Origin of the sequence: Flavobacterium granuli, from assembly GCF_031456055.1 — a bacterium.
GTDB lineage: Bacteria > Bacteroidota > Bacteroidia > Flavobacteriales > Flavobacteriaceae > Flavobacterium > Flavobacterium granuli_A.
Genome location: NZ_JAVDTX010000005.1, coordinates 305,891 through 332,828, shown reverse-complemented (window position 1 = coordinate 332,828; position 26,938 = coordinate 305,891). Strand labels below are relative to the sequence as shown.

Sequence of the window (26,938 nt, the reverse complement as noted above, 5' to 3'; positions counted from 1 at the left end):
ATGTTGTGACCTTGCAGTTTTAAAGATTTAATTGAGTTTATTTATTCGTGTACCAACTCGGTTTGATTTCTAAAAACGAGTTCGTTGTCGAAGGCATCGAGTAGGATGATGCTGTCGGGTTTTATTTTGCCGGCGAGGATTTCTTTGGAGAGTTGGTTGAGGACTTCCCTTTGAATTACTCGTTTTACGGGTCTGGCTCCAAATTGCGGGTCATACCCTTTCTGGGACAGATATGCGATAGCTTCGGGAGTGGCGTCCATCGTGATGCCTTGTAGGGCAAGCATATCGGTGACGTTTTTCAACTGTAATCCTACGATTTTGGTAATGTTTTTGGCGGTAAGCGGCGTGAACATTACGATTTCGTCGATACGGTTGATGAACTCGGGACGCACGATTTGTTTCAATAATCCCAAAACTTCGACTTTGGCGAGTTCGGTTGCGGCTTCGACACTTCCCTTTAGATTTTCGAATTTCTCCTGAATAATCTGGCTTCCCATATTGGAAGTCATGATGATAATCGTGTTCTTGAAATCGGCTAAGCGTCCTTTGTTGTCCGTTAGACGGCCTTCGTCGAGTACCTGCAACAAGATGTTGAAGGTGTCGGGATGCGCTTTTTCGATCTCATCCAGAAGTATCACGGAATATGGTTTGCGACGTACGGCTTCGGTCAATTGTCCACCCTCGTCATAGCCCACATATCCCGGAGGCGCACCGACCAATCGGCTCACGCTGTGGCGTTCCTGATATTCGCTCATATCGATTCGGGTCATCGCGTTTTCATCATCAAATAGATATTCGGCTAGGGCTTTGGCAAGCTCGGTTTTCCCAACTCCCGTTGTTCCCAGGAAAAGGAAAGTTCCCACCGGTTTTTTCATATCCTGCAACCCCGCACGGCTTCGACGCACGGCATCACTCACAGCTTCGATAGCTTCTTCTTGGCCAACAACACGTTTTTGCAATTCTCCTTCAAGATGCAAGAGTTTTTCGCGTTCACCCTGCAGCATTTTCATCACGGGGATTCCAGTCCATTTGGCCACTACTTCTGCAATGTCTTCGCGGGTTACTTCTTCTTTTATCAATGAAGTTCCCGATTGGTTTTCGGCCAATTGTTTTTGAAATTCAGCCAATCGATCTTGGGCTTCCTTGATTTTTCCGTAACGGATTTCGGCTACTTTACCGTAGTCGCCATCACGTTCGGCGCGTTCGGCTTCGTGTTTGAAATCTTCAATTTCGGTTTTTACTTCCTGTATGTTATCGGCAACGTCTTTCTCCGCTTTCCATTTGGCGTAAATCACGTTTCGTTCATCTTTGAGATTAGCCAAATCCAAACCTAATATTTTGAGTTTGCTTTCGTCTTTCTCGCGTTTGATGGCTTCGATTTCGATTTCCAACTGCATTATTTTTCGATCCAAAACATCCAATTCCTCTGGTTTGGAGTTGATTTCCATACGCAGTTTCGAAGCTGCCTCGTCCATTAAGTCGATAGCTTTGTCCGGAAGGAAACGATTGGTGATGTAACGTTGCGAAAGCGTTACGGCAGCAATAATGGCGTCGTCCTTGATTTGTACTTTATGATGTGTTTCGTATTTTTCCTTGATTCCTCTCAGTATCGAAATTGCGCTTTCGGTATCCGGTTCCTCGATTATGATTTTTTGGAAACGGCGTTCGAGGGCTTTGTCTTTTTCGAAATATTTTTGGTATTCGTCCAAAGTCGTCGCACCGATTGCTCTTAATTCTCCACGAGCCAAAGCGGGTTTCAGAATATTGGCGGCATCCATCGCTCCTTCACCACCGCCTGCACCAACAAGCGTGTGAATTTCGTCAATGAACAGCACGATATCTCCTTCGGCAGCGATTACTTCTTTAACCACCGATTTCAATCGTTCCTCGAATTCTCCTTTGTATTTTGCACCCGCGATCAAGGCTCCCATATCGAGTGAGAATACGATTTTGTCTTTCAGGTTATCAGGTACGTCGCCATCCACGATTCGGTGTGCAAGACCTTCGGCAATGGCGGTTTTACCAACACCAGGTTCTCCCACAAGCATTGGGTTGTTTTTGGTTCTTCGGGTTAGGATTTGCAAAACTCTACGAATTTCCTCGTCACGGCCAATCACAGGATCTAATTTACCTGTTCTCGCTAGTTCGTTGAGGTTTTTGGCGTATTTGTTCAAAGAGTTGTAATTTTCTTCAGCCGATGCTGAGGTTACACGCTCTCCTTTACGCAATTCTTCGATGGCGGCTTTCAGTCCTTTTCCAGTTACTCCCTGGTCTTTCAGAATTTGGGATACTTTGCTTTTGGAATCGAATATAGCCAGAATCAAATGCTCAATAGAAACGTATTCATCGTTCATTTTTTTGGCAATGATTTCGGCTTCGTTCAAAGCTGTGTTTGCTGTTCTCGAAAGTTGGATTTCGCCTCCCGAAACTTTTGGAAAACTCTGAATGGTTGCATCTAAAATTTGAAGAAACAATGGCACATTGACGTTAAGTTTTTTCAAAATAAAAGGAGCCACATTTTCATCAACTTCAAAAATTGATTTGAAAATATGTTCGTTTTCTATTTGTTGTTGACCTAAACTCTGAACCAATTGTTGTGAAAGCTGAATTGCTTCCTGCGATTTAATGGTAAACTTATTAATGTTCATGATTAAAGGTTTTTTTATGTTTTACAGTGATTCGTAATTAGCTTTTTTAGTGTCAAAATTGAAATCCATTTGCTAAATGGTTATGATTCATTTTATTGACTTATAATTATAAAATATGGGCTAATCACTTAAAGCTATTTACTAATGACTTGATTTTACTATTTAATAATTAGCTTTGCAAAATAATCATCAAATGGTATTCCAGTATAAATTTACGGACAATTTGACGTTTTAGTGATGATTTTTATCATATTAAAAAGACAAAAAGACATAAAATAAGACAAAATGAGCCTATTTAATTCCCTATTTGGTAGTTCAGAAGAAAAGAAAGTAACAGCAAGCAAAATCAATTGGATTCCGCTTCAATCTGTAAGTCAGTTGGATGAAATGGTTGCTACTTCGGGTCAAAAGCCTGCGGTGATTTTTAAGCACAGCACACGTTGCAGTATTAGCAGATTCGCTCTTAAACAATTTGAAAATGCATATGCTTTAGAAGATAATGTAGATGCTTATTTCTTGGATTTGATTGAATATCGTGATGTTTCCAATGAAATTGCAAATCGTTTTCAGGTAGTGCACCAATCGCCACAATTATTGCTGATCAAAAACGGTCAATCAATTTATGATGCTTCACATGACGCTATTGATGCGGGAGATTTGGTGGAGAGATTGTAGATTATTATCTTGAATAATTCTCGTTAAGTTTTATATAGCTCGCAAAGACGCCAAGTCGCCAAGTTTAAAAAATGTTTTACTTTGCGACTTGGCGTCTTTGCGAGAAATAGATTTTTAAAATCCTCCTCCAGAACCGCCGCCGCTAAATCCACCACCACCAAACTTCATAGGTGATTCTTCGACTTTTGCCTCGGGTTTAATTCCAAATTGTGAAGTAGCCACAAGAACCTGAAGATTAGCAAAAGCATTTGGATTGGCAAATCGATCTTCTTTGAACGTGATTCCGGTTTCGTTGAATTTCGTTTTTTTTATGGAAAAATAAGTAAAAGCAAATAATACCAATCCACCAATTGTTAAAGCCACTTCGGGAGGCAAAACGTGATGATACATTCTGATGGTGAAAATAGCAAAGCAAAGCGCTAGAAAACCAATCCAAAGCATCATTCGGTCTTTGTTTCTTAAAGAGTAAAATAGATAGAGTGCCGGAACTGAAATCGTAAAGGCCCAAAAGAATATAGCAAAAGGGATTTCGGGACTCACGCCGTTATAATAATACTCTCCTGAAAGGCTAAAATTTAATTCTCTTACCACATAATAATTTCCTGCGAGATAGAATAAAATTAAGCAGAACCCTTTAGCTAGCTTCAATCCGCTAGAATAATAGGGAACAGTTAAGTTTTGTAGCTTTTTTTTAGAAAAAAAATAACCAATACCTGAAAATACCAGCATCACAAAAGGAAGAATGAGCTTTCCAATTATCAAATACTCAAATGTAATATAAGCGAGACTTCCTGTAATGCTAAAACAGGCGAGTAGAGCCAAAGACAGATTGAGATATCGTAAATAAGCAATACTGGAAACGATTGCCGTTACTATAATAACAAGCAGATAGTTTGGATTGTAATTTTGTTCAAAAGAGAGTCCTACGGCAATCTGCAACGCTAAAATGGCTCCCAAAATAAAGGCGTCGTCAAGACCAAAACCAAAATATTTCATATTCTGAGACATATATTCTTTTGCACCAAAACCAATTGCGGCAAAAAGATAGATAAAAAATAAATAAGCATTTTCCATAATAGCTAACCCAAATAGCGATATAAAACCACAAATTGACGAATACAACATGCAACCCAGAATAAAGAAACCAATTCGGATAAAGATATTGTTTTGGCTTTTGAGTCTCGGTAATTGATTGCCAATAAATTTGTATTGTTCGTTACTAATGAAACCCGAATTTTTTAATCGTTTAGCTTCTTCGTCTATATAAACGTTGTCTAAAAGTGTTTTATCATATACTATCATCAGTAGTGTTTTTGTTGAAGTGTTTAATCAATTTTATAAAACCAATAATGGAGCCAATAAAATAAAATGGAGTTGTAAAAATGAATACCTCGAAAATATCATTGAAATTAATAAAATCGATGACCCTTGCAAAAAAGATATTCATTCCAATAAAACCATATAAAACTGTAAAAATAAACAGTGAAATTGATCTTATCTGGAAACTTAAATTATAAAAATAATAGGCAGCAATTCCTAATATTAACCCAAATGGTGGCCAGTAATCATTACATAAATTAACTATGCAGGCTATGCTAACCAAGTGTAATGAGAAAGTCAGATAAACCAGATTTAAGTGCTTTTTTAAATTGATTTTGGTTACATACAAAACCCAAAGCAGCAAGGACAATCCAAAAGCCAATCCTATATAACTCAAGTAGGTATTCTCAATCATCTCGTTTTCAAAAACGTGTTTAGGATCTACTGAGAGCCCTAAGTAAGCCGCCATACCAGTGATTCCTATGGATAGAACGCTTTTGTTGTCAAAATAATAGGCACAAAAAAGAGCGATCACTGTTGGAAACAAAGTAGCCAAACCGTAATGGGTTCCAAAAGTTTGGTATTGAAATTGCAAATATCCCACGAACGTACAGCTCAATATAACGCCAGTGAGCACCAAGTAATCATAAAGAGGATTGGGAAAGAGGACTTCTTCTTTTTTGAAGCCTTCGTGATTTTTAAAGCAAAAATAAAAACAAGTCACTGTAACCGCAAGCAACAATCCAAGAATTGCAGTATGGCCAATAGTGTCAATGTTTTGGTAAATCAGAATCCCAATCCCCGAAGTAAACATCAATATTGAAAGGTATAATAAGAATTTCAATTCGTTATGTACAGAAAACAAATTTAAACCTCGATACGCTCGAATAGCTTCGAATTGTTCTTCTGTAATATGATTTTTATCAAAAAGCATTTGGGTTGCTTGTTCTTCGAAATTAGCCATGCTATTTATTTAAGATATTTCTCAAATATATAGAATTTTTAGTACTAATTAATAGGTGATGATAACTTTGTTAAAGCTGCATTTGTTTTAGTTTGCTGGCTTGTAGGTGCTTGATAAAAGTAAAAAAACCAATTTTTCTATTAAGAAAAATTGGTTTCAATAATTGAATTAGTAAGCAATTTTATTTCTGAATTTTAATATCAACTACAATTCTAGGATCATAACCAACTCTGTGAACAGATTTTATGTAAATAGCACCTTTTTTACCAGCAGCATTTTTGAACAATACTACATTTGGAGTTTTATCATCTGGGAAAGAATCGTCATCATCTGCATCTATTTTGATAGCATCAAAATCGGTGCTTTTTTCTATTTTGTTAAATTGTTCTATTGTCAATAAATCTTTTTGAACATTAATAAATAGAGTAAGTGGGGCGCCTTTAACTCCATAATCATCATTATTAGGGCTCATAAAATAATTTAAAGCATAATTGGCACTATAAAAAGCGATGTCAATTTTAGGTAAAATAGTAGCATCAATTTTGCTTGTTTTAAATGATTTTCCCAATTCTGTTGAGAAATATAAACCAGCATCATATCCTTCTGATTGGTCTAAAGAAAAGGTGACATCTTTAAAGGTTTTTAATGTTGTAGTTTCAGTTGATACCGAATTTGTTTGTGTTGAATCGTCACTTGAGCAACTGTTTAAAAGCATTGAGCCAATACATAGGAGTAAGGCAAATTTGTTGGTTAATTTCATGGGGGGTATGTTCTAAATTTCCTGTAAAATTAAAATATATTATGCATGCATAGTAAATTTTAATGTTAAAAAAATGATTTTTTTTTATGATTTTATATTAATGTTTTGAATTTTAGTTTGTTGTAAGTTAAAAGTGAAAAGGATATTTAATTTTTTTAACTGATTTGTTGTCGAATAAACAAAAAACTCTTTTGAAAATTCTTTCTTTTTAGGAGTATTATACATTTTGAAATATAAAAAAAACCTCATTTAAAAATAATAAATGAGGTTTTTTGCATTCAATAAATTTTGGTTTTTTATTAAAAAGCAGTTTTCATTTTATTCTTTATTTCCTCCAAGCAAAGGTTATTTATACTTCCTTCATGCGTATGTTTTGTTTCTTTTGGAGATTGATAAGTTCCGTTCTCCAATTGTTCGGCAACGGCTTTGTATGCGTCTCTAAAAGGCATTCCGGCAACAACCATTTCGTTTAGGGTATCAACTGTAAATAGGTAATTGTATTTTGGATCATTCAGAATATTTTCTTTTACCGTGATGTCTTTGATAGAGAAAATAGCAATATCCAAACAGGCTTTCAAGTTCTGAATTGCAGGAAACAATCCTTCTTTCAAAAGTTGTAAATCCCTGTGGTAGCCGCTTGGAAGGTTATTTGTAATCAAAGTGATTTCATAAGGCAAAGCTTGAATTTTGTTGCATTTACCGCGAATTAATTCAAAAACATCAGGGTTTTTTTTGTGAGGCATGATGCTTGAACCCGTCGTTAAATGAGAAGGTAAACCGATAAAATCAAAATTTTGACTCATATACAAACAAACATCCATTGAGAATTTTGCCAAAGTTGCAGCAACACTACTCATTGCAAAAGCAACTGTTTTTTCCGATTTTCCACGGCTCATTTGCGCAGCAACAGAATTGTATTTTAAAGTTTCAAAACCTAGTTCCTTGGTGGTGAAAGTTCTGTTGATAGGGAAGGAGCTTCCATATCCTGCGGCAGAACCCAACGGATTTTGATCGACAATTTTCAAAGCTGCGTTAAGCATTGTAATGTCGTCAATCAAGGTTTCTGCATAAGCGGAAAACCACATTCCGAAAGAAGAAGGCATCGCAATTTGAAGATGTGTGTAACCCGGCAATAATACATTTTGGTGTTTCTCTGCCGATTCCATCATTAAATCGAAAAGCGTTTTTACTTGCTCTTTCAATTCTTTGACAACATCTTTCAGGTACAAGTTCACGTCAACCAAAACTTGGTCGTTACGGGAACGAGCGGTGTGGATTTTTTTTCCGGCATCACCCAATTTTATCGTTAGTAAATACTCGATTTTTGAATGTACGTCTTCAAAGCTGTCTTCGATTTCGAAATTTCCGTTTGCGATGCCTTTTATGATTTCGTTTAAGGCCAAAACCAAGGATTCTGTTTCGTCATTGGTCAACAGTCCGATTTGTCCCAACATTTTGGCGTGGGCAATAGAGCCTAAAGCATCATATTTGGCCAAAACCAAATCGAGTTCTCTATCGTTTCCTACTGTAAAATGTTCGATTTGTTTATCGGTTGGTATTCCTTTTTCCCAAAGTTTCATAATTGGATTTTTAGATGTTTGGATTGTTAGATTTTTAGATCTAAACTTTTGTTGTTATGTGTTTTTTAGCCCCGATAGCAGTGAAAATCCTTTTTATTTTTTTCTTTAAAAATAAAAAGATTGCAACGGATAGCGGGATTAGCTCCTAAAAAATATTTTAGTTCTTTAAAAAGTCTTCCAGTATTTTGATATATAATTGGATTCCTTCTTCAATTTCGTTTACAAATATAAATTCGTCAGCTGAATGCGACCGCAGGGATTCCCCAGGTCCAAGTTTCAAGGACTGACAGCTCAAAACCGACTGATCCGAAAGGGTAGGCGAGCCGTAGGTCGTTCTTCCCAATGCGATTCCGGCTTGTACCAAACCGTGTGAAACGGGAATGGATGAGGCGTTCAAGTGCATCGAACGTGGTGTAACTTCGGCGTTAATATTAGATTTTACGGTTTCTAAAATTTCGGTATTGTTGTAACAATCAGTCACTCGAATATCAACCACCAAGTGACATTCAGCCGGAACTACGTTGTGTTGTTTTCCTGCTGTAACTTGAGTTACGGTCATTTTTACTGGACCTAAAACCTCAGATATTTTTTCGAACTGATAGGTTTTGAACCAATCAATTACGGGCATTGCATTGTAAATTGGGTTATCAGGATTGTTGTGTGCAGCGTGACTTGCTGTACCTTTTACAACAACATCCAATACTAATAATCCTTTTTCGGCCACAGCCAATTGCATTAAAGTAGGTTCCCCAACGATAGCACATTCTAATTCTGGTAAATGTTTTAAAACACTGTTGAGGCCAATTTTACCGCTGCTTTCTTCTTCTGCGGAAGCAACAATTACAATATTATGTGATAGGTTTTCAGTGGCATAAAAATGTGTGAACGTTGCGATTAATGAAACCAGACATCCTCCAGCATCGTTGCTTCCAAGACCAAATAATTTACCATCTTTTTCGATCGCTTTGAACGGGTCATTGGTGTATCCCTGATTTGGTTTTACGGTATCGTGGTGCGAGTTTAGTAATAGTGTAGGTTTGGATTTGTCAAAATGTTGATTATAAGCCCAAATATTATTGTTTTCCCTCTCGAACGGAATATTATTTTGAGTAAACCAATTTTCGATTAAAAGCGCCGTTTGATCTTCTTCACTTGAAAAGGAAGGAGTTTCAATCAGCGATTTCAATAACGCGATGGCTTCTTGTGTTAGGGTTTCTATGTTTTTCATTTTTTTATAATTCAATACTTGTATAGACAACTTCAGCATTTTGCAACATCCTATGGTGTCCAATTTTTATTTTCTGGACGCCTTTGGACAAGCTGTTGAAACAGCTATCTAATTTAGGAATCATCCCAGAATGTATAGCTTTTTCTGCTTTTAATTTGGCGTACAATTCGTGATTGATTTGTTCGATTACAGAACTGTCATCGTCAGCATCGTACAAAACACCTGGTTTTTCGAAGCAATAGGTCAAAGTAACTTCAAACACTTCAGATAATGCAATAGCCAATTCACTGGCAATTGTATCGGCATTTGTATTCAATAATTGTCCTTTTCCATCGTGTGTGATGGCACAAAATACAGGCGTTATCCCGCTTTTTAGTAATGTTTCCAATAAAGGAGTATTCACTTTTTGTACATCGCCCACAAAACCATAATCAATTGTTGGGTGATTTCTTTTTGTTGATAAAATCAAATTTCCGTCTGCACCCGAAAATCCAACTGCGTTGGTATTATTGGCCTGCAATTGAGCAACTACAGTTTTATTGATTTCACCTGCATAAATCATCACAACCACATCCAGCATTGGTGCATCTGTAATACGACGCCCATCAATCATTTGAGGAACTAATCCGATACTTTGCGCCATTTTGGTGGCCGATTTTCCGCCACCGTGAACGAGTACTTTATATCCTTCAATTTTAGAAAAATCAGTCAAAAACTGTTTTAATTCAGTTGGATTGTCGATGATGTTACCACCAATTTTTATGATAGATAATTTAGTCATTTTTGTATAAAGTTTCTGAGATGCTAAGATTCTAAGTTTCTGATTTTTTAAGTTTTTGGCTTCTTAGTAACTCATAATATTAGCTATTTAGCAACTTTTTTTAATATTTTCTGTAAAACCAATTGAGCCGAATAGGTTCTGTTATTGGCTTGTTGTATCACAATCGAATTTTCGCTGTCGATTACTTCGTCAGTCACAATTACGTTACGTCTTACTGGCAAGCAATGCATAAATTTAGCATTGTTGGTCAGTTTCATTTTGTTGGCAGTAATAGTCCAATTTGGGTCTGAATTGGTGATTTTTCCATATTCTTTATAGTTGCTCCAGTTTTTGGCATAAATAAAATCGGCGTTTTCAAAAGCTTTGTCTTGATCGTATTCGATTTTAGAATCTTTGGTGATTTCCGGATTGAGTTCGTAGCCTTCTGGGTGTGTAATTACAAAATCCATTTCGGTCTGCAATTGCATCATTTCCACAAATGAATTGGGTACAGCTTGCGGTAATGCTCTTGGGTGTGGAGCCCATGACAAAACTACTTTTGGTCTGTGTTTGGTTTTGTTTTCTTCCATTGTGATAGCATCAGCAAGGGATTGTAACGGATGTCCTGTCGCACTTTCCATATTTAGGATAGGCACAGTGGCATATTTCAAGAAACCATTCATTACCGTTTCAGCATTGTCTTTTTCTTTGTCAACCAAACCTGCAAAAGCTCTGATTGCAATAATATCGGCATATTGAGAAACTACCTCGGCCGCTTCTTTAATGTGTTCCGAAGCGCCTTGGTTCATGATAGTTCCGTCTTCATATTCAAGCGTCCAGCCTTCGCTTCCGAAGTTCATTACCATAACGTTCATTCCTAAGTTTATAGCTGCTTTTTGAGTACTTAAACGTGTTCTCAAACTAGAATTAAAAAACAACATTACTAAGGTTTTGTTTTTTCCTAGTTTCTTGTTTTTAAGCGGATTTTTTTTGATTTTTAAGGCTTCTTTTACCCATTTTTTGAGCGAGTCTATTTCTTTGATAGAAGTATAGTTCATAGCTTATTTTGTTTAGTTTATTCGTTTATTTGTTCAATCGATTAACCGAAAGAATATTTTTACACAATCTTTGTGAAAGCAATTTCATTAGCTAAAGCCTTCAACATAAAATTATCTTCGAGTCCGTTTACAATCCAAGTTTCGATATTCGCAGCTTTGGCTATGGCAGCCGAATCAATTTTGGATTGCATCCCACCTGTTCCGTGAGAGGATTTGTTGTCACCAATTTCTTTTTGCAAAAGCGATAAATCAGTTACTAGTTCTATCGTTTCCGGCACTTCATCGTGAATTGACGATTTGATGTAAATACCGTTGGTGTTAGTTGCAATTATCAGAATATCAACGTTTAATAAAACAGCTGCCAATGCCGCCAGTTTATCGTTGTCCCCAAATTTAATCTCATCTGTAGCCACAGTGTCATTTTCATTGATAATTGGGATATAATTGTTTTTTACCAATACATTGATGGTATTTACGATATTGACTTTGGATTGTTCTTTCTCAAAATCAGAATATGACAACAAACATTGTGAAGTGAGTAGTCCCAAATCGCTGAAGTTTTCGTGGTAAATCCGCATCAAATGTGGCTGACCAATTGATGCCAAAGCTTGTTTTACAAAAACATCTTCATCTTGATTTTCCAGTTTTACAAATTGTTTGGCCGCAGCAATCGCTCCTGAGCTAACAATAATAAACTCGTATTTGTCTTGTAAAGCGGCAATTTGAATTCCAATATCCTCAATCTTTCCTCTCGAAATGTGATTGGTTTCTTTGGTTAAGGTGTTGCTGCCTAACTTTAGTAATATTCTTTTTTTAGCCATTTTTTTTAAAGTCTCTAAGGTTCTGAGTTACTAAGATCCTAAGTTTTTTTTTTTTTGAATCTGAAAATAACAATCTGCAATCTAAATTCTTCAACCTGCAATCTTTTATCTTACCTGTCCATCACCATACACATACCATTTGTTAGTGACCAAATGCTGTAATCCAATTGGGCCGCGTTGGTGCAGTTTATCCGTGCTGATTGCTAATTCTCCGCCTAATCCAAATTGACCACCATCGGTGAATCGGGTAGAGGCGTTTTGATATACTGCGGCTGAATCCACATTCTCCATGAATTCTTGTGCCACAACATCATTTTGAGTGATGATCGAAGCTGAATGTCCTCCACAATATTTGTTTATTTTTTCAATCGCTTCTTCATCAGAATTTACGATTCCAATAACAATTTTATAATTCAAAAATTCTTCATACCAAATTTCCTCGTTTTCAATTGTAGGCACCTGAGTAGCATTTGCAAAAGTGGCATCACCTAAAATTTCTACGTTGTATTTTTTTAATTCTGCTACTAATTCCGTTGCAAAAACTTCCCAATTAGGTAATTTAGTGTCGATCAAAACCTTGTCTAAGGCGTTGCAAACACCAATATTTGTTGTTTTTCCGTTGATGATAATGTCAAGAGCTTTTTTTAAATCGGCTTCTTGATTTACATAAACAAAGTTATTTCCTCGTCCGCTTACTATTACAGGACAAGTGGCGTGTTTTTTAGTAAATTCAATTAATTGTTCTCCACCACGAGGCACGATTAAATCGACTTTTTGTGTTGGTTTTTCTAAAAATGCTTGAGTTTCGACACGGTTGTAATTCAAGTATTCTACCCAATTAGTGTCAATCTCATTTTCCTCTAAGGCTTGATGCCAAAGCGAAACAATTTTCAAATTGGACAACAAAGATTCTTTTCCGCCTTTCAATAAGATTTTATTTCCGGATTTGAATGCAATTCCTCCCGCTTCAACGGTTACATCAGGTCGGGATTCGTAAATGATCATAATGGTTCCGAAAGCAGCTGTTTTATTGGTTACTTTCATTCCGTTTTCGTGAGTAAAATCAAATCGGATTTGCCCGACAGGATCTTCTTGGCTAGCCAATTGTTGCATTGACAAAATCATTCCATCAATTTTGGCATCATCAACTAATAAACGTTTTTCCATAGCCAAATCCTCTCCAGAATAATTATTTAAATCCTGTTGATTAATCGCTTTAATGTTGTCTCTTTCTTGTTCTAAAAGGACGGCCATTCGATTCAGAACTGCGTTTCTTTTTTCTATGGATAATAAATGGCTCATTGGTTTTTGGTTATTGGTTAGCGTTTATGCTTTTAAAAAAAGAATAAACTTTTGCTTAATATGTTTATAAACCTTTGTCAAAGTTTTGAGCTTTGACAAAGGTTTATTTAAAAATTATGCTTTTAATTCAGCCAAGCTTTCTTTCAGTGCAACTATAAATGTATCAATTGCAGCTGTTGTAATTGTTAATGGAGGAAGGATTCTCAATAAGTTTTTATTGTTGGCTCCACCCGTGAAAATATGTTTTTCAATAATCATTTTCTTTCTCAAGGCGCTCACGTCAAAATCAAATTCAACGCCAAGCATCAATCCTTTTCCTTTTACTTTTGTGATTTCAGGAATGGCTTTGATGGCTTCAAAAAAGTATTCAGATACTTTGTTTGTGTTCTCAATTAGTTTTTTATCTTCCATCACATCCAAAACGGCAATACCTGCAGCACAAGCCAAATGACTTCCACCAAAAGTAGTCCCTAATAATCCGTAACTCGCTTTGAATTTTGGTGAAATTAAAACTCCTCCAATCGGGAAACCGTTCCCCATTCCTTTAGCTGTAGTTACAATATCAGGATTGATTCCGTGGTGTTGAAAAGCAAAAAACTTTCCACTTCTTCCGTAACCTGATTGTACTTCGTCTAAAATTAAAACGACATCATTTGCAGCGCAAATTTTTTCTAAAGCCTGAAAAAAATCAGTTGTTCCTTGGTCTAATCCACCCACACCTTGTATAGGTTCGATGATAACCGCACAAACGTCTCCTTTTTTCAATTCGGTTTCTACCAAATCAATTTGGTTCAATGGTAAGAAAGTAACGACTTGTTGTGCGTTTAATGGCGCTACAATTTTTTTGTTATCGGTAACAGCAACAGCCGCCGATGTTCTTCCGTGAAAGGAATTGTCAAAAGCAATTACTCTTGATTTATTGGTGTGAAAAGAAGCTACTTTCAAAGCATTTTCATTGGCTTCAGCTCCAGAACTACATAAAAACAAACTGAAATCTGTCAAGCCAGAAGCTTTTCCTAATTTCTCTGCTAATTCTACTTGCAAAGGATTCTGAATGGCATTCGAGTAAAAACTCAAATTATCCAATTGTTCTTTCACTTTGGCCACATAATCCGGTTGGGTATGACCGATGGAAATTACTCCGTGACCAGAGTATAAGTCTAAATATTCGATTCCTTTGTCGTCTGTAATGGTGCAATCTACTGCTTTTACAGGCGTGATAGGGTATAATGGGTAAACGTCAAATAAGTTCATTTTTGTTGTTGTTTAATTGTTTAATTCGTTTAATTCGTTTAATCGTTAATTCGTTTAAACAATTAAACGATTCACCGATTAAACTTTTCTAAAATCCAGATGGTTTCAAATGCAATCCTGTAGTTTCTTCCAATCCAAACATCAAATTCATGTTTTGAATGGCTTGTCCCGAGGCGCCTTTGACTAAATTATCGATTACCGAAGTAATCAAAATCCGGTTTCCTTTTTTCATTAAACTAATAATACATTTATTTGTCTGAACCACTTGTTTCATATTGATGCCAGTTGTGGTAATGGTTACAAAAGGTTGGTTTTTATAGAATGCTTCGTATTTTGCTACAACATCCTCCAAGCTTTCGTTACAATTAGTGTATAATGTCGCAAAAATTCCTCTTGGGAAATCCCCTCTGTTCGGAATGAAAAGCAATTCGTTTGTGAAATCATTCTGCAATTGGTGCAAGCTTTCTGAAATCTCGCCTAAATGTTGGTGTTCAAAAGCTTTGTAATGCGACATATTGTTGTTTCTCCAACTAAAATGAGAAGTCTCAGATAATCCAACTCCAGCACCGGTACTCCCTGTTGTAGCGTTGATATGTACGTCGCTGTTCAATAATTTGGCTTCCGCCAAAGGCAATAAAGCCAACTGAATTGCGGTGGCAAAACAACCAGGATTGGCAATGAACTGAGCGTTTTTAATCGCCGCTTTGTTCAATTCAGGTAAGCCGTAAATGAATTTTTTACCGTCAAAAACTTCGTCTTTGTGCAATCTGAAATCATTTCCTAAATCAATGATTTTGGTATGGCTTGCAAACTGATTTTCGGTCAAAAATGTTTTTGATTTCCCGTGTCCCAAACACAAAAAAACCACATTTACATTAGGATTTACGGTATCGGTAAAGTTCATTTCGATATCGCCCAACAAATCGTGGTGCGCCACCGAAAGCGGTTTGCCAGCGTTAGTTGTACTGTATACAAAATCAAGTTTTGCATTGGGATGGAACATCAATATTCTGATGAGTTCTCCCGCCGTATATCCTGAACCTCCAATTATTCCAACATTAATCATAAGTTTCGTTGTTTACAGATGAAAATATGTTTTGTGCATTCCCTAAAATTTTAATAAATCCTTTTGCATCGTCAGATGTCCAAGCATTGTTCATTTCTCCGTATTGGCCAAAACCAGTATTCATCAAATCATTTGCAGACTCAATTCCGTCTAATGAGAAGTGGTATGGTTTCAAAGAAACAGTTACCGTTCCGTTTACGGTTTTTTGAGTGTCCTCCAAGAAAGTCTCGATGTTTCTCATTACAGGATCAAGGAATTGACCTTCGTGAAATAACATTCCGTACCAGTTTCCTAGTTGTTCTTTCCAGTATTGTTGCCATTTTCCAAGAGTATGTTTCTCCAGTAAATGGTGCGCTTTGATGATGATTAAAGGAGCAGCAGCTTCAAAACCAACTCTTCCTTTGATACCGATAATCGTGTCACCCACGTGAATATCTCTACCAATTGCATAAGCATTTGCTAATTTTTCTAAAACAACAATATTGTTTGAAGGTTTGTCAGCTACACCATTTACGGCAACCAATTCCCCTTTTTTGAATTCCAAAGTCACTTTCTCTTCACCTGTTTTTTGCAATTGCGATGGGTAAGCTTCGCTTGGCAATGGCTGACCAGAAGTCAAAGTTTCTTTTCCTCCAACGCTAGTTCCCCAAAGTCCTTTGTTGATTGAGTATTGTGCTTTTTCCCAAGAATAGTGAACTCCGTTTTTTGCTAAATAATCAACCTCTTCTTGTCTTGAAAGTTTCAAGTCGCGAATAGGAGTGATGATTTCAATTTCGGGAGCGATTGTTTGGAAAATTAAATCAAAACGAATTTGGTCATTTCCAGCACCAGTACTTCCGTGAGCGATAGCAGTTGCTCCAACAGATTTAGCATATTTTATGGCTTCAATAGCTTGAAAAACACGCTCAGCACTTACTGATAATGGATAAGTATTGTTTTTTAATACATTTCCATAAATCAAATATTTTATCGCTTTATCGTAATATTTGTCTAAAATGGTAAGATTAGCGTGTTTTGCGCTTCCTAACTCGTAAGCTCTGTCTTCGATAGCTTTAAGTTCGGCGTCGTCAAAGCCACCTGTATTGATTAATACCGTGTGAACTTCATATCCTTTTTCGTTTTTCAAATATTTTAGACAGTATGATGTGTCCAATCCTCCACTATATGCTAATACTACTTTTTTCATAATTTTCTAGGCTTTTGGCTATTAGCTTTTGGCTATTAGCTGCGAGTTGTTTGTATGTTATAATTTTTTAAATTTTCTCTAAAATAATTTTGTCAAGAAAAGTGCTTTTTTAATTGCTGTTAATCTATTAAGTACCCTCACATTAAAAGGATGTTTTGGCGGGTCTTTCGGCTTTTCGGCCGGGTCATAAAGCATTCCAGTACACAAACACATTTTGTAATCTTTACTTTTTAATATGTCATAATTGGTACAGGTTTGACACCCTTTCCAAAAACTTGGATCATTCGTAAGTTCAGAAAACGGAACAGGTTTGTACCCCAAATCCGAGTTGATTTTCATTACAGCCAAACCGGTTGTGATTCCGAAAACTTTGGCTTCAGGATATTTTTGCAACGAATAGTCAAATACAAACGATTTTATTTGTTTGGCCAATCCCAAGTTTCTATAATCAGGATGTACAATCAAACCGGAGTGTGCCACAAACTGACCATGTTGCCAACTTTCGATATAGCAAAAACCAGCAAAAATTCCGTTGTTAAGTGCAATTACAGCATCTCCCTTCTCCATCTTTTTTTGGATGTATTCCGGCGTTCTTTTGGCAATTCCAGTACCTCTCAATAGGGCAGATGATTCTATCGTATCGCATATTTCCTGCGCATACTTATAATGTTCTTCCTGAGTTACTACAATAGAAATGTTCATTTCAAGAGTTATATTTTAGGTTAAATAATGTACTGTAATGAAGTTTGAAATGTTTTAGTTTTGCACTATCAAATATAGAATAAATGCAGTAAAGAACAATCCAAATAATTGAATTACAGATAGATAAAATTTGTTTGGTAATTTTTTTAGGATGTATTAATCCAAATAAAAATGGAAATAATTTCAAAACGATAAAAATAAGAAATGAATAATATAATACGATTACACTATGGAGGCTATAGTTATAGCATCCGTACTTCGGGAGAAGTCGTAGGTGTAATTATCCGAGAGATAATTGTTTTATATGTTTCTGTATTTTTCATTGGTGCAAAAGTACAATTCTTTTTTAAATCAAATGCTAATTTTTTTGTAAAAGTCAAATTTTTAACAAATCGGGTTATTTTTGTAATAAAAAAGAAAATTTCAATTCAAATGACTGTTTTCTAGTGTTATTTTTTCTTTTTCAAGAGGCGGGTAGCCTGGATTCAAAATTGGTTTTCAAAATATTTTGGGCGTGTCCCCGTTGAGTGAAGGGGCTTATTTGTAGTGCCGCTTATATAGCCCCTTCGCTCAACGGGGTCGGGCTATTCGCGCTACTTCGGTAGCTTGCTTCAAATGAAATTCACTAAACTCCTATGAAAATAAATGTATAGTGAGGTAATCCCTCACGCGAGACAGCTTTAAGGAAAACGAGAGATTTTGTTTTAATAAGGGTAATGTGAGCATGAAAATAAATGTTCTTTTTCACATTTGTAAGTGATATTGGGTATATTTGGAAAAGTGAATAAAGTTGAAACTATTTTAGATATATACCTACAAACTAAATAGTAGATAATTGAAGATTTATTTTATTCATAATACTAAGCTAAATAATATTATAATATAGATGGAAAATAAAACTAAAATAAAAATTAAAGATGCATTTGATTCAATCTTACGTGCGGATTATTTATCTATTGACAGAATTAAAGATCTTAATTTGTTAAATGATTATTATGTAGACCCCTTTAATACAATTTCCAGTATACTTCAAAAGCAAGATAATTTTATTTCTGGAAGACGAGGAACTGGTAAAACAACAGCTTTACTTAAAGGTTATTTTGAGTGCCTAAAAACGCTTAAAAAGAATGAAGCGTCTGATTATTTTTATGAAGAGAAAATACTTCCATTATATATTGATCTTAGTAATTGCAATGATCTTTTTGAAAAGAACAACTTAGCTCTTTTAGAAATACATTTTGTTCGGCAACTTATTGATTCTTTAAAGCGACAAATAGAGGCTGTTTTAGATGAAAAGTTTTTACTTGTGTTTAAAAAAGAAAATGCTGCATTAGATGATTTGGATATTATTGAGAAACTTTTAATTGAGGGTGTTACAATTTCTAAATCTAAAAGCATATCGGCAACAGAAAAAATGAGTTCAGAGCAAAGTGATAGCCTAGGCTTTGAAATATCTCCTGAGAAGTTAAGTTTGACTGGGCAAATTTCAGATAAATCTGGTCTCGAACAAACTAAAAGTTACAATCAAACCCAAGGGCTAAATATTCAGGAATTTTTAAACAAAATTAAAGACATAATTAAAAAGGCAAAAATTGATTATGTATATCTATTTCTTGATGAATATTCCGATTTAAATAGCGAATCACAAAATCATTTATCTAGCATAATTAAAAGCTTTTTAGGATCTAAAACCAACTTATTTATCAAAATTGGAGTTATTACCGATAGATTCGATTTTGGAAATAACATTATTATAGGACGAGACATTTTTCATATTCCGTTGGATTTAAATGAACATGTTGAGAGACTTGGAGGATTGAGTCCTGCATTAAAAAAATTCGAGGAATTAATTCATGAATTAGTTGAAAAAAGATTTAAGGCTTATGAGGTTGGTTTGAGTTTTGAAGAAATTCTAAAAGCTAATAAAAATGAAATTATTTCTAGAATTGCAAGAGAATCTATAGGTGTTACTCGGACTATTGGCCTAATTCTACAAAATGCTTGGAAGCAAGCTGAAATAGGAAACAACGCAATTGGATTGTCTGAAGTAAATTATGGAATAAGGGCTGCAAGAAAGACTTATTTTAAGCAATATGAGGGGGCTGTAAAAAGAAAATTAATACCTGGGTTTTATAACGACATGTGGAATGCATTAATTGGTAAAGCTTTGCAAGAAAAAGATAAGCACCCCGATAGACCCGCAAGTCATTTATTGATTGATCCAAAAAGGAATCATTATTTGAATGTTTTTAAAGAGAATTTCATTGTTCATTTGTTGGAAGAAAGTCGATCGTCAAAATATGGAGGAAATTATAATCTTTATTCTATAGATTATGATATTTGTCAAGATTTAAACATCAAATATGCTGAATCGAAAGATCAGTATACAGGTATTAGATTCATTTATGATGATGTTCTTTCTGATTTTGATGGTTATTTTACTAATGAGCAATTGATAAGTTATAAATGTCCTAAATGCGGTAAAATTTATCAAGAGAAAGAAGTTTCACATGCAAAAGTAAAAAGATGTTTTGAGGATGATTCTAAATTAGATGAAATTATCCATCAAGAATTTGAAATCACTGACGGAAATTTTGCTGAAGTTGAAGTGAAAATTTTAGGCCTGATCGCCATGTTAGGGATAGAAGATAATATGTCGGCTGTAGAAATTGCAAATTCAGTTGGATGTAATAGACAAAAGGTTTCTGGGTGGTGTTCTAGGGTTTTAGCTCCAAAAGGAGATGTTTTTATTGAATTAAAAAATGGAAAAAATTATTATTATGGCGAATAATTAAAAGTTTTGTTTATTGAAGCTTAAGTCATATTAAAACTACGTATCATTTTAAAATAGATTAAACTTAAAACCGAAGATAAGTCCCAGAATGTTTTAAATTTAATTTTTTTTTAAAAGAATTAAGCTGGTTTGATAGTGTTCTAAGTTTTGTGAGCACGAGTGTTTAGAAATAACTAAAAAAAGTTTCAAAGCTATCCTAAATTATAAAGATTAAAACATGAGAACACTACTAATTTTATTCTTCATATCAGTGAATTTTGCGTTTGCGCAAGTGTCAAAAAACTCTGAATTGTTTTTGACTTTACAGAAACATGATAGCGTGTTTTTTGAGAGATGTTTTAATCGATGTGACTTCGCTTATATGGAAAAAATGATACACAAGGATCTTGTGTTTTATCATGACCAAGGTGGAATTCAAGATAAAAAGACGTTTTTGGAAAGGACCAAACAAAATCTTTGCTCCGACAGTAATAAAAAACCAATACGCAAAGTTAGAAGAGAATCGTTGGAAGTTTTTCCGTTGCATAATGATGGTGTTCTCTATGGAGTTGTTCAAAGTGGAATCCATGATTTTTATATCAGAGAACCCAACAAGGAAGATAGACATACAGCTACTGCAAGATTTACTCATGTTTACTTACTCGAAAATAAGGAATGGATACTTAAAGAAGTTTTGAGTTTTGATCATCAATAATAGTCTTGCGGTTTATAATTATGTATCTTAGTGTTTAAAAAGATAAATTCAAGAAAAAATAAATTATCCATTTGTTATGGAAGAAAAGCAAACAAAAAAGAAAGTTCTTATTCGGAAAATAGCTAAAATAGTTGTTGTTATTGCTTTGGTTACTGTAGTGCCATATTATTATTCCAAAAATAAATCAGTAGGAAAAGAGTTAACGACATTGGTAACAAATTACAACAACGCTTGCCCCATGATGATTAGTAACGATATCCGCATGGAGAGTGTAAATACATTGCCGCATAATACGATACAATACGATTTCACACTGGTGCGTGTTCAAAAAGAAAGCATTGATGTAGAGGCTTTGAAAAAGTCTGTAGAAACAGAAATATTGGCTAGTTCCAAAACGAACCCAAGTCTTGAAGCTTTTAGAGACAATGGTTCTACAGTGATTTATTACTACAAGGATGGCAATGAAAAAGAGTTGTTTAAAATCACATTGACACCAGAAATGTATTGATAAAACCTCGAAATGATTTAGAAACCTTTGTAATGTTTAATGGTTGCTTCTGAGTAAAAGTTCTTCCAAAAAAATAATCTAAAAACGATTTATCAACTATATCGTTTGATAATTTTAAACATTTTTTTTAGATAAAATTAGTCCTCCAAATATGATAAAAGTCAATATTTGAGTGGTTTTGTGTGCCTAAATTTGTATTCCATTAGCCTGAGAGAGGCTGAGTAATTTAGGAAACTTATCATGATTAAAAAAAGCTTTGTTTATTTTGTTCTTATTTTATTGCCCATTTTTTCTTTTGGACAAAAACAAACTCAGGAAGGAAATACAGCGTATCCGCCAATAATACCAAATTCAAAATTATCCCTTTTAAAAGACGTCGATGTTATTTTTAATACTCGTATGGCTTTTGATAATTATTTTGTTGATAACGACCACGTCAATTCCGTTTTTTCTTTGAATCAATTGCGATTTGAAGTGAAAGGAAAAATCCACGACAAAGTGTTTTTTCGATTCCGAAACAGATACACAAAAATTGCTGACCCTAATACCGTGGATAATATCAGCCGTTCGGTTGATATCGCTTATTTAACGTTTGATTTGACTCCTCATACAAAATTTTCTTTTGGGAAAATAATAGGGGATTGGGGTGGTTATGAACTTTTGTCGAATCCAATCGAAATTTTATCCTATAATACGATTAACAATTATAATGAGAATTTTTTGGCAGGTGCCGCGTTTTCGTATGCATTAACGGATCATAAAAATAAGTTTAATTTTCAATTGTTGAATTCCAGAACCAAAACGTTTCAAGATCAATTTGGAGCTACAGTACCTCCGGGAATTACGGCTACAGAAACACCTTTGGCGGCAGTTGGGAATTGGAAAGGCTGCTTTTTTGGCGGAAAGCTGGAAACGACTTATAGCTACAGTTATTTTATGGATGCCAACAATGCCAACCGAAATTTCATTTCTCTAGGGAATAAATACAAAAACAAGAAATTGGTGTTGTTTTATGATTTTCAATATAGCAAAGAGGATTTGGATCAAAAATGTGTGGTGACAAATATTATCAAAAGCAAGTACGCATATGCGGCACAAGATGTTTCCTATGTCGAAAACTGGATAAGAGCAGAATATCAGATTCGCCCAAAAGTAAATCTTTTGCTTACGCTCATGAATGACAATTCTTATTGGAATGGTAATCCTGATTCTGGTAAAGACAGTTATTTATTGACTTCTTATGGTATTATCCCAACGGTGGAATATTCCCCTTTTTCGGATATAAATATTAAGTTTTATGCGGGTTATGTGGCTAAGAAAAACAATTATTCTACTTATGCACAAAACAATTTTGGAGTTACGGATGGGACAACGGGGCAGCTTAGTTTTGGTATAATTGCACCCCTATTGGTATTGTAAAAAGACGAATGTTTGTTTAACTGAAAGAAACATTTTGCAAAGCTTTACGGTTAATTTTAAGATAAAAAAAAAGCAACTCTAAATTGAGTTGCTTTTTGGTTATAGTAAGAATCTTATTTTCTAAACTGGTTATTATTAATAACCGTAGTGATTTTTTCTTTTAAATTTTCGCTAGTATCATAAACCATTTGTTCGCTGGAAGGAAAAGGTACAGATTTATTGTAAAAATTTGGATTGTAGTTGTCATCGGCAGCACGAGGATCGCCTTTGTAAGAGGCAAAAATATTTTCAAAGACAAACTCACTTGTAATTGGAAAAGAGCCTAATGATTGGTTAGTTTTATTATCAATATAATCGACTTTGGCAGTAATTTGACATGATTTGAACTGTCTAACTTCGTTGATTTTTACTGTAGTATTAATTAGATTGTCTATCATTATTGGCTTTCCTTGTCTGTCCAAAACAATTTTTCCATTAACGTCAACTTGTTTTCTTTTCCCATCAACCACTTGACGTTCTTTTGTGAATTCTCTTTCTTTTATTTGTTCAGGAGAAATTAATATCGATCTGAAATTGATAAGCATTCCATAATCGTAGTAAGTGTCTTTTTGTTTGGAAGAATGATAAATAGTCCATTTGTCATTCAATTTATAACTTTGAAAATCCAATAAATCATTTTGAAGTTGCTCAGGAATAATCATATTGGTTTCGTTTTTGGTCGATACAATTACATAATCAGTCCCTTTCATCTGGGCCTCTTCCATAATATCGGCAACATCCTTGTAATTATGATTTATTTTGTCCAAATAGATTAAATCATCATAAACTTTGCGGTAATTCATTTTGTCTTTGGTTAGCATCAAAGCTTTTGCATTGGTATATAAATGATTGGATAAAGCATTTTTACTGCTAATAATCGGATCATTATAATCGTCAAAAGGGAAAATAGCATTTCTTTCCTCTTTGATTAATTTTAGCGGAAGCAATGGTTTGATTTTCTCTTGACGGTCATGCAAAGCCAAATAAGTATTGTATATTTTCTCCAAATTACTAGGATTGTTTTCTTTTTTCAAAAATGAAATAGTGTTCAAATCTCGTTCTTTGACTTTGGCGAAAGCCTCTTCGAGTAAATAGATATAGTCTTGTTTTCCTTTTTTGTCTTTATTGGAACGTAAATTGGAAAGCGCAATGTCAATAGCGGCGTCATAATTTCCGGAAGCCAAATTGTTTTGGGTTTGTTTTACACCACAAGAGGTAATTAGTGCAAAAAAAGCAATTATTAGAGTAATTTTTTTCATTTTATGGGGGTAATGAATTATGTCAATCGTTTGCTAAAATATTTTTGCAAATCTAATATTCCTTTAGTGGATTTTGCTAAAAATATTTCAAAAAAAAACCGACAAATGTAAATTTGTCGGTTGATATAAAAGTTGTTAGGCTATTGTCTTACAAAGGGAGGAAGGAGTTTACTGGAGCATTCTCCAAAACCAATACGAACCTGTCCGTTTTGGCTATGTCCTTTAATAATTACGGTATCGCCATCATTTATAAATTTTCGTTCGGTGCCGTCACTTAATTTAATTGGGTTTTTACCACCCCAAGTTATTTCAAGCATCGATCCATAACTGTCTGGTGTAGGACCGGAAATCGTTCCTGAACCCATCATGTCACCCGAGTTAACACGACAACCATTTGATGTATGGTGCGCCAGTTGCTGGCTCATAGTCCAATACATATATTTGAAATTAGTTCTGGAAACAACCGTTGGCTCAGCATTTTCTGGAGCAATGGCTACTTCAAGATTAATATCGAATGAGTGTTTTCCTTTTTGCTGTAAATAAGGGAAAGGAGTTGGTTCTTGTTTAGGTCCTTTGGTTTTAAAAGGTTCCAAAGCATCCATTGTGATGATCCAAGGAGAAATTGAAGTAGCAAAGTTTTTGGCTAAGAATGGCCCTAGTGGCACATACTCCCATTTTTGAATATCGCGGGCACTCCAGTCATTCAGTAAAACCATTCCGAAAATATAATCTTCAACTTCGCTGATAGGAATGTTTTCCCCCATGATGTTGCAATCGGTAGTAATAAAAGCAGTCTCTAGTTCGAAATCAACTAAACGAGAAGCACCAAAAACGGGCATAGTTTCGCCATTCGGCAAGGTTTGTCCCATTGGTCTGTGTACAGGAATCCCTGATGGAATAATGGAAGAACTTCTTCCATGGTATCCTACCGGAATGTGTAACCAGTTTGGTAATAAAGCATTTTCTGGGTCGCGAAACATTTTCCCAACATTAGTTGCGTGTTCTCTGCTTGAATAGAAATCAGTGTAATCACCAATTAATACAGGAAGTTGCATTTCAACATCTTCCATTCTAAAAATCACTATATCTCTATGTTCTGCGTTGTCTCTTAATTCGGGATTTGTTGCGTCAAAAATTTCGGCAATTCTATTTCGTACCAATCTCCATGTTTTTTGGCCATCTGATATAAAATCATTTAAGGTATCTTGCATGAACATATCGTCTGTCAATTCGATTCCTTCAAAGTAATTTAATTGTTGTAATGCACCCAAATCGATTGCAAAATCACCAATTCTAGAACCTACTGTAACGATATTTTCTTTGGTAAGAAAAACTCCAAATGGAATGTTTTGGATAGGGAAGTCACTGTCTGTTAGTACTTCTAACCATGATTTTCTACTAGTGTCGTTGGCTGTTATTGGCATGATAATGTTAATTATTTGTTGAAAATTACTTGTCAAATATATTATAATCTAAGGGTTAAACAAACGTTTTTTTGTATTTTTGCGACAAATTAACGAAAATCAAAGAAATGCAACGCGACGAACAAATTTTTGACCTCATTCTTGAAGAACAAGACAGACAAATTCACGGACTAGAACTTATTGCTTCTGAAAACTTTGTAAGTGACGAAGTAATGGAAGCAGCTGGATCTGTTTTAACTAATAAATATGCCGAAGGATATCCTGGCAAAAGATACTACGGAGGATGTGAAGTAGTTGATGTAGTGGAACAAATTGCTATCGACAGAGCTAAAGAATTATTTGGTGCTGAGTATGCAAACGTACAACCTCACTCAGGTTCACAAGCGAATACAGCTGTGTTTTTTGCTTGCTTAAAACCAGGTGACAAAATATTAGGTTTCGATTTATCTCACGGAGGACACTTAACTCACGGTTCGCCAGTAAACTTTTCTGGACGTTTGTACAATCCTGTTTTTTATGGTGTGGATCAAGAAACTGGTCGTTTGGATTATGATAAAATTCAAGAAATTGCTACTAAAGAACAACCAAAATTAATCATCGCAGGTGCTTCGGCTTACTCTCGTGATATGGATTTTGAGCGTTTTAGAGTAATTGCTGATAGTGTTGGTGCTATTTTGATGGCTGATATTTCTCATCCAGCTGGGCTTATCGCCAAAGGATTGATGAATGACCCAATTCCTCACTGTCACATCGTTACAACAACAACTCACAAAACATTGCGTGGACCACGTGGAGGTTTGATCATGATGGGTAAAGATTTTGAAAATCCTTGGGGATTAACTACACCAAAAGGAGAAATCAGAATGATGTCTGCATTGTTAGATCTTGCTGTTTTTCCTGGAAATCAAGGTGGACCATTAATGCATATTATTGCTGCCAAAGCAGTAGCTTTTGGTGAAGCATTAAAAGATGAGTTCTTTACTTATGCGATGCAATTGCAAAAAAATGCTAATGCTATGGCTGAAGCTTTTGTAAAAAGAGGATACAATATTATTTCTGGAGGAACAGACAATCACATGATGTTGATTGACCTTAGAAACAAAGGAATTTCTGGAAAAGAGGCTGAAAATGCTTTGGTAAAAGCTGAAATCACCGTAAATAAAAACATGGTTCCATTTGATGATAAATCTCCATTTGTAACTTCAGGGATCCGTGTGGGAACTGCAGCAATCACTACTCGTGGTCTTGTTGAAGAAGATATGGAAACTATCGTTGATTTGATTGACAGAGTTTTGGTAGATCATACTAACGAAGATGTTATCGAAGAAGTGGCCAATGAAGTAAACGAAATGATGAGCGAAAGAGCTATTTTCGTTTTCTAATAATAAGCTTCAAAGTTTTTAAAATCGAAAGTCAAAAGTTCTAATTTTTGACTTTCGATTTTTGCTTTATGACATTATGACTTTTAAAATTTAAG

General features: G+C 35.1%; 23 protein-coding genes. 7 read left to right on the top strand and 16 right to left on the bottom strand.

From position 1 onward, the window contains the following. Positions 1 to 41 precede the first annotated feature (41 nt). Positions 42 to 2,648, bottom strand: coding sequence for an ATP-dependent chaperone ClpB (clpB, locus tag J2W95_RS12375; RefSeq protein WP_310007416.1), 2,607 nt, complete (start codon positions 2,646 to 2,648; stop codon positions 42 to 44). A gap of 285 nt (positions 2,649 to 2,933) precedes the next feature. Between clpB and ytxJ the strand changes: the two genes are divergently transcribed. Beyond that, the gene (gene ytxJ, locus J2W95_RS12370) at positions 2,934 to 3,323 is read left to right on the top strand and encodes a bacillithiol system redox-active protein YtxJ (RefSeq protein ID WP_310007415.1); all 390 of its coding nucleotides are present in this window, start codon (positions 2,934 to 2,936) and stop codon (positions 3,321 to 3,323) included. A gap of 114 nt (positions 3,324 to 3,437) precedes the next feature. Here ytxJ and J2W95_RS12365 read toward each other — a convergent pair whose 3' ends face one another. The 13 genes from J2W95_RS12365 to J2W95_RS12305 form a co-directional block, all read right to left on the bottom strand. Beyond that, positions 3,438 to 4,625 (bottom strand): hypothetical protein, encoded by a 1,188-nt coding sequence (locus tag J2W95_RS12365; RefSeq protein ID WP_310007414.1) that lies wholly within the window; start codon positions 4,623 to 4,625, stop codon positions 3,438 to 3,440. Further along, positions 4,612 to 5,607 carry a DUF2157 domain-containing protein gene (locus J2W95_RS12360; RefSeq protein WP_310007413.1) on the bottom strand — a complete coding sequence of 332 codons (996 nt, stop codon included), beginning with the start codon at positions 5,605 to 5,607 and terminating at the stop codon, positions 4,612 to 4,614. Before J2W95_RS12360 ends, J2W95_RS12365 begins: the two co-directional genes overlap by 14 nt. Before the next feature lie 181 nt (positions 5,608 to 5,788). Then, positions 5,789 to 6,367, bottom strand: a complete 579-nt coding sequence (locus J2W95_RS12355; RefSeq protein ID WP_310007412.1) for a hypothetical protein — start codon at positions 6,365 to 6,367, stop codon at positions 5,789 to 5,791. A 299-nt stretch (positions 6,368 to 6,666) separates the two neighbouring features. Then, positions 6,667 to 7,947, bottom strand: coding sequence for an argininosuccinate lyase (gene argH, locus J2W95_RS12350; protein WP_310007411.1), 1,281 nt, complete (start codon positions 7,945 to 7,947; stop codon positions 6,667 to 6,669). A 157-nt stretch (positions 7,948 to 8,104) separates the two neighbouring features. Further along, positions 8,105 to 9,175 carry a M20 family metallo-hydrolase gene (locus J2W95_RS12345; RefSeq protein WP_310007410.1) on the bottom strand — a complete coding sequence of 357 codons (1,071 nt, stop codon included), beginning with the start codon at positions 9,173 to 9,175 and terminating at the stop codon, positions 8,105 to 8,107. A gap of 4 nt (positions 9,176 to 9,179) precedes the next feature. Continuing rightward, positions 9,180 to 9,956, bottom strand: a complete 777-nt coding sequence (gene argB / locus J2W95_RS12340; RefSeq protein ID WP_310007409.1) for an acetylglutamate kinase — start codon at positions 9,954 to 9,956, stop codon at positions 9,180 to 9,182. Between the two features lie 83 nt (positions 9,957 to 10,039). Next, the gene (locus J2W95_RS12335; protein WP_310007408.1) at positions 10,040 to 10,993 is read right to left on the bottom strand and encodes an N-acetylornithine carbamoyltransferase; all 954 of its coding nucleotides are present in this window, start codon (positions 10,991 to 10,993) and stop codon (positions 10,040 to 10,042) included. Between the two features lie 59 nt (positions 10,994 to 11,052). After that, positions 11,053 to 11,814, bottom strand: a complete 762-nt coding sequence (proB, locus tag J2W95_RS12330) for a glutamate 5-kinase (protein ID WP_310007407.1) — start codon at positions 11,812 to 11,814, stop codon at positions 11,053 to 11,055. A 105-nt stretch (positions 11,815 to 11,919) separates the two neighbouring features. Next, positions 11,920 to 13,116 (bottom strand): glutamate-5-semialdehyde dehydrogenase, encoded by a 1,197-nt coding sequence (locus J2W95_RS12325; protein ID WP_310007405.1) that lies wholly within the window; start codon positions 13,114 to 13,116, stop codon positions 11,920 to 11,922. Positions 13,117 to 13,230: 114 nt separating this feature from the next. Next, complete coding sequence (locus tag J2W95_RS12320; RefSeq protein WP_310007404.1) at positions 13,231 to 14,370, bottom strand: aspartate aminotransferase family protein; 1,140 nt, start codon at positions 14,368 to 14,370, stop codon at positions 13,231 to 13,233. Positions 14,371 to 14,458: 88 nt separating this feature from the next. Further along, on the bottom strand, positions 14,459 to 15,436 hold the full coding sequence (gene argC, locus J2W95_RS12315) for an N-acetyl-gamma-glutamyl-phosphate reductase (RefSeq protein WP_310007401.1): 978 nt from the start codon (positions 15,434 to 15,436) through the stop codon (positions 14,459 to 14,461). Next, complete coding sequence (locus J2W95_RS12310; RefSeq protein ID WP_310007400.1) at positions 15,429 to 16,622, bottom strand: argininosuccinate synthase; 1,194 nt, start codon at positions 16,620 to 16,622, stop codon at positions 15,429 to 15,431. Before J2W95_RS12310 ends, argC begins: the two co-directional genes overlap by 8 nt. A gap of 78 nt (positions 16,623 to 16,700) precedes the next feature. After that, the gene (locus J2W95_RS12305; RefSeq protein ID WP_077370710.1) at positions 16,701 to 17,324 is read right to left on the bottom strand and encodes a GNAT family N-acetyltransferase; all 624 of its coding nucleotides are present in this window, start codon (positions 17,322 to 17,324) and stop codon (positions 16,701 to 16,703) included. 204 nt (positions 17,325 to 17,528) lie between these two features. Between J2W95_RS12305 and J2W95_RS12300 the strand changes: the two genes are divergently transcribed. From J2W95_RS12300 to J2W95_RS12280, 5 genes are all read left to right on the top strand, one after another. Next, a complete protein-coding gene (locus tag J2W95_RS12300) occupies positions 17,529 to 17,771 on the top strand; it encodes a hypothetical protein (protein ID WP_310007397.1) in 243 nt (80 codons plus the stop codon). Between the two features lie 439 nt (positions 17,772 to 18,210). Then, positions 18,211 to 20,115, top strand: a complete 1,905-nt coding sequence (locus J2W95_RS12295) for an ORC-CDC6 family AAA ATPase (RefSeq protein ID WP_310007395.1) — start codon at positions 18,211 to 18,213, stop codon at positions 20,113 to 20,115. Between the two features lie 220 nt (positions 20,116 to 20,335). Next, positions 20,336 to 20,812 (top strand): nuclear transport factor 2 family protein, encoded by a 477-nt coding sequence (locus J2W95_RS12290; RefSeq protein WP_310007393.1) that lies wholly within the window; start codon positions 20,336 to 20,338, stop codon positions 20,810 to 20,812. A 76-nt stretch (positions 20,813 to 20,888) separates the two neighbouring features. Then, positions 20,889 to 21,320 (top strand): hypothetical protein, encoded by a 432-nt coding sequence (locus tag J2W95_RS12285; protein ID WP_310007392.1) that lies wholly within the window; start codon positions 20,889 to 20,891, stop codon positions 21,318 to 21,320. 240 nt (positions 21,321 to 21,560) lie between these two features. After that, complete coding sequence (locus J2W95_RS12280; RefSeq protein ID WP_310007390.1) at positions 21,561 to 22,739, top strand: porin; 1,179 nt, start codon at positions 21,561 to 21,563, stop codon at positions 22,737 to 22,739. Between the two features lie 113 nt (positions 22,740 to 22,852). Here J2W95_RS12280 and J2W95_RS12275 read toward each other — a convergent pair whose 3' ends face one another. Then, complete coding sequence (locus J2W95_RS12275) at positions 22,853 to 24,037, bottom strand: hypothetical protein (RefSeq protein WP_310007388.1); 1,185 nt, start codon at positions 24,035 to 24,037, stop codon at positions 22,853 to 22,855. Positions 24,038 to 24,177: 140 nt separating this feature from the next. After that, entirely contained in the window at positions 24,178 to 25,461 is a 1,284-nt protein-coding gene (gene fahA, locus J2W95_RS12270) for a fumarylacetoacetase (protein WP_310007386.1), read from the bottom strand. A gap of 107 nt (positions 25,462 to 25,568) precedes the next feature. Between fahA and glyA the strand changes: the two genes are divergently transcribed. Further along, positions 25,569 to 26,843, top strand: coding sequence for a serine hydroxymethyltransferase (gene glyA, locus J2W95_RS12265; protein ID WP_310007384.1), 1,275 nt, complete (start codon positions 25,569 to 25,571; stop codon positions 26,841 to 26,843). Positions 26,844 to 26,938 lie beyond the last annotated feature (95 nt).

What these genes read in the sequence shown, in the direction of transcription:
- clpB (WP_310007416.1), bottom strand. Translation starts at nt 2,648, where the DNA reads ATGAACATTAATAAGTTTACCATTAAATCGCAGGAAGCAATTCAGCTT.
- J2W95_RS12305 (WP_077370710.1), bottom strand. Translation starts at nt 17,324, where the DNA reads ATGAACATTTCTATTGTAGTAACTCAGGAAGAACATTATAAGTATGCG.
- J2W95_RS12320 (WP_310007404.1), bottom strand. Translation starts at nt 14,370, where the DNA reads ATGAACTTATTTGACGTTTACCCATTATACCCTATCACGCCTGTAAAA.
- J2W95_RS12300 (WP_310007397.1), top strand. Translation starts at nt 17,529, where the DNA reads ATGAATAATATAATACGATTACACTATGGAGGCTATAGTTATAGCATC.
- J2W95_RS12285 (WP_310007392.1), top strand. Translation starts at nt 20,889, where the DNA reads ATGGAAGAAAAGCAAACAAAAAAGAAAGTTCTTATTCGGAAAATAGCT.
- fahA (WP_310007386.1), bottom strand. Translation starts at nt 25,461, where the DNA reads ATGCCAATAACAGCCAACGACACTAGTAGAAAATCATGGTTAGAAGTA.
- proB (WP_310007407.1), bottom strand. Translation starts at nt 11,814, where the DNA reads ATGGCTAAAAAAAGAATATTACTAAAGTTAGGCAGCAACACCTTAACC.
- argB (WP_310007409.1), bottom strand. Translation starts at nt 9,956, where the DNA reads ATGACTAAATTATCTATCATAAAAATTGGTGGTAACATCATCGACAAT.
- J2W95_RS12360 (WP_310007413.1), bottom strand. Translation starts at nt 5,607, where the DNA reads ATGGCTAATTTCGAAGAACAAGCAACCCAAATGCTTTTTGATAAAAAT.
- argH (WP_310007411.1), bottom strand. Translation starts at nt 7,947, where the DNA reads ATGAAACTTTGGGAAAAAGGAATACCAACCGATAAACAAATCGAACAT.
- J2W95_RS12280 (WP_310007390.1), top strand. Translation starts at nt 21,561, where the DNA reads ATGATTAAAAAAAGCTTTGTTTATTTTGTTCTTATTTTATTGCCCATT.
- J2W95_RS12335 (WP_310007408.1), bottom strand. Translation starts at nt 10,993, where the DNA reads ATGAACTATACTTCTATCAAAGAAATAGACTCGCTCAAAAAATGGGTA.
- J2W95_RS12310 (WP_310007400.1), bottom strand. Translation starts at nt 16,622, where the DNA reads ATGAAAAAAGTAGTATTAGCATATAGTGGAGGATTGGACACATCATAC.
- J2W95_RS12290 (WP_310007393.1), top strand. Translation starts at nt 20,336, where the DNA reads ATGAGAACACTACTAATTTTATTCTTCATATCAGTGAATTTTGCGTTT.
- J2W95_RS12275 (WP_310007388.1), bottom strand. Translation starts at nt 24,037, where the DNA reads ATGAAAAAAATTACTCTAATAATTGCTTTTTTTGCACTAATTACCTCT.
- argC (WP_310007401.1), bottom strand. Translation starts at nt 15,436, where the DNA reads ATGATTAATGTTGGAATAATTGGAGGTTCAGGATATACGGCGGGAGAA.
- J2W95_RS12345 (WP_310007410.1), bottom strand. Translation starts at nt 9,175, where the DNA reads ATGAAAAACATAGAAACCCTAACACAAGAAGCCATCGCGTTATTGAAA.
- J2W95_RS12295 (WP_310007395.1), top strand. Translation starts at nt 18,211, where the DNA reads ATGGAAAATAAAACTAAAATAAAAATTAAAGATGCATTTGATTCAATC.
- glyA (WP_310007384.1), top strand. Translation starts at nt 25,569, where the DNA reads ATGCAACGCGACGAACAAATTTTTGACCTCATTCTTGAAGAACAAGAC.
- ytxJ (WP_310007415.1), top strand. Translation starts at nt 2,934, where the DNA reads ATGAGCCTATTTAATTCCCTATTTGGTAGTTCAGAAGAAAAGAAAGTA.
- J2W95_RS12325 (WP_310007405.1), bottom strand. Translation starts at nt 13,116, where the DNA reads ATGAGCCATTTATTATCCATAGAAAAAAGAAACGCAGTTCTGAATCGA.
- J2W95_RS12365 (WP_310007414.1), bottom strand. Translation starts at nt 4,625, where the DNA reads ATGATAGTATATGATAAAACACTTTTAGACAACGTTTATATAGACGAA.
- J2W95_RS12355 (WP_310007412.1), bottom strand. Translation starts at nt 6,367, where the DNA reads ATGAAATTAACCAACAAATTTGCCTTACTCCTATGTATTGGCTCAATG.